The organism is Zavarzinella formosa DSM 19928 (assembly GCF_000255705.1).
Taxonomy (GTDB): domain Bacteria; phylum Planctomycetota; class Planctomycetia; order Gemmatales; family Gemmataceae; genus Zavarzinella; species Zavarzinella formosa.
Map to the genome: position 1 here is coordinate 591,629 of NZ_JH636444.1, position 2,252 is coordinate 593,880.

The following is a 2,252-nucleotide window of genomic DNA, read 5'->3' on the forward strand; positions in this document are numbered from 1 at the left end:
GACGTCGGGAGCGACGCTCGCGCTGCCGGTCGTTTCGGCGGCCGCGTCATCTTTGGAGTTGAACGCAATCAAGGCCGCGAGCCTGCCGGCGGCGGGGCGGACGGCGGGCATCGTTTCGGAAAACATCGCCGCCCTTGTGGAAGGAGTGTCAAGAGCCATGTACGTTGCCAAGATCAAAAGCGTGCTGACGGTTGTTTTGGCCATCGGCTTCATCGCCGGGGGCGGTCTGTGCGTCACAACGATGGCGGGAGACCAACCGGGCGAGGACAAACCGAAGCCGAAAGCTGCCGCCGCGAAGGAGCCTGCCCCGGCGGGCAAATCCGAGAACCGCGAGCCGAAGCCGGCGGAAGCCCCCCAACCGGACCAAGCCCTTCGCCTCGTATGTTTCCGGTTCGGGGACGACGAGAAGACACCGGCCGTCTTCGCCGAGACATCGCACGGCCAGTGGAAGGAATTCTACCAGGGTTCGGCGTTCGCTGTGTACAAGGACATCTCGACGAGCGGGGAATACGTCCACCTGCTTGACGAAAGCCGGGGCACATACATCCGCTTCTATAGGGACCGGGCATTCTACGGTAAGCGAAAGGATGACCGCGGCGAGTTCCTATACACCATTTACTGGGCCAAAGGCACGCCGCAGGGGTCGGTCAAGTAAATGACGGGTCGGAACAACGATCCTCTTCAATGCCGGTGATGCGATCAAGGGTCCGGGCCGACGACGAGGAGCGCTTCCTCGACAGGCTGGCGGAGCAAGTGGTCCGGCAGGGCGGCGGCGGCGTAGGGGCGTACAGCCAAGTGTGGAAGCTGAACGGGCTGCACTTCTCCAACCTTCGTGAACGTGATCGACTCCACGGCCCCCGACGAGGGCCGTGGATTACCTCTGCCTTGCCCAAGCCCTTCCGCTTGTTTGTCGTCCCGCCATGTCCCCCGCCCCTCAAGGCCTTGCCAACTTTGTCGCCTGTGTTGTCCTGAGAAAAACTGCGTGAAAGCAGGTTGCCTTGGCGGCGTCATCTGGTTGGTGAGCGAGTTGATTTGTTAAGCGAGAGGGCATGCGTATGCCGTGGGGGGTCGTGGGGATCGTCGCTTCGATCGTGCCTTGGAGCGTCATGCTCCTCATCGCGACAAATTCGATTACCTTGCCGTGCCGAAGCGTCGAAACAGCCGCGATCAAGGGGCTTTGCTGCGTGGCCGTTGTGGTCGCCGTCTTGGGCTCGGTGGCCGACTTGCGTCGGGGCGCGCGAGTACGGCCGGTCGCGGGCCTCGTCCTGGCGCTCGCATTCGCGATTCCGTCCTTCATCTCTGAACCGGCGACGGTCACGGCCTTCTCGGTCCCGGCGGCCGTTGTCGCATTCACCGTGGCCAATTGAAGACAGACGATATGACAGGCGAATCGGTGTTCGACCTTGAGGAACGGCCGGTTGGAGAAGACAGTCCTGCCGGACTGGGATGGCTGATGCCCTCTCTGTCCTTGCTGCTTGCCGGAGTGGCCGCTGCTCAGTTCATCTACTTCGTTCCGAAAACACTCTATGTCGTCCAGCGACTCAGCGGGCGGCCTCCTGGCTACCTCAATATCTTGGCGGAAATCCCGCCGTGGCTCTCGGCGATCATGGCAGGGCAAACGCATCAAATTCAGCTATAAACAGCGTAGTTTGAACATTTCGCCGGGGAAGAATCTGTTCGTCAAAGGCGTTGCTGACACAATGGCCGTGGCGTATGCCATCAATTTCGTCCCCTGATTTTCTCGCGGAGCGAGACAATGACGCTGACCAAGGAATGGCCCATTCGAGAGTTTTTTAGCGATCTTCGCGATGCTCGCGTCGGCGGACGTTGCGGTCATGATCTGCCGGACATCGTTCTGATCGTGTTGTGCGGCACCATCGCCGGCCTGGATGACTTTGTCAGTATCGCCGACTATGCCGGATCCAGGCAAGCCTGGCTCAAGGAACGGCCGGGCTTGAAACTGCGCAATGGCATTCCGTCCCACGACACGCTCAACCGCGTGTTCGCCCTGATCCGTCCGGACGATTTTCACGAGTGTTTCCTGCAATGGGTGGCGCTCGCATGTGATCGGATGAAGATCCCTCAAATTGCCATCGACGGCAAGTCTCTGCGGGGTTCGCGGAAGGGAGCCTCCCAAGCCTTGCATATTGTCAGCGCATGGGCCACCAAGGCGGGCCTCCCCCTGGCGCAAGTCCAAACCGGGGAGAAATCGAACGAGATCACGGCAATTCCGGAATTGCTGGAGGCGCTGG

General features: G+C 60.9%; 4 protein-coding genes and 1 pseudogene. All 5 read left to right on the forward strand.

Annotated elements, in window-relative coordinates; genetic code table 11:
* Nucleotides 1-655, forward strand: a pseudogene (locus BGIM_RS66105) (hypothetical protein); the annotation flags it as partial.
* A 38-nt stretch (nucleotides 656-693) separates the two neighbouring features.
* Nucleotides 694-972 (forward strand): hypothetical protein, encoded by a 279-nt coding sequence (locus BGIM_RS63545; RefSeq protein ID WP_157369560.1) that lies wholly within the window; start codon nucleotides 694-696, stop codon nucleotides 970-972.
* Nucleotides 973-1,049: 77 nt separating this feature from the next.
* Nucleotides 1,050-1,367: a hypothetical protein gene (locus BGIM_RS0131535; protein WP_157369561.1), complete on the forward strand. Its 318-nt coding sequence runs from the start codon at nucleotides 1,050-1,052 to the stop codon at nucleotides 1,365-1,367.
* An 11-nt stretch (nucleotides 1,368-1,378) separates the two neighbouring features.
* The gene (locus BGIM_RS0131540; protein ID WP_020473658.1) at nucleotides 1,379-1,639 is read left to right on the forward strand and encodes a hypothetical protein; all 261 of its coding nucleotides are present in this window, start codon (nucleotides 1,379-1,381) and stop codon (nucleotides 1,637-1,639) included.
* 117 nt (nucleotides 1,640-1,756) lie between these two features.
* Nucleotides 1,757-2,252 (forward strand): ISAs1 family transposase (locus tag BGIM_RS67380; protein WP_238537759.1); only part of this gene is annotated, 496 nt, incomplete at its 3' end.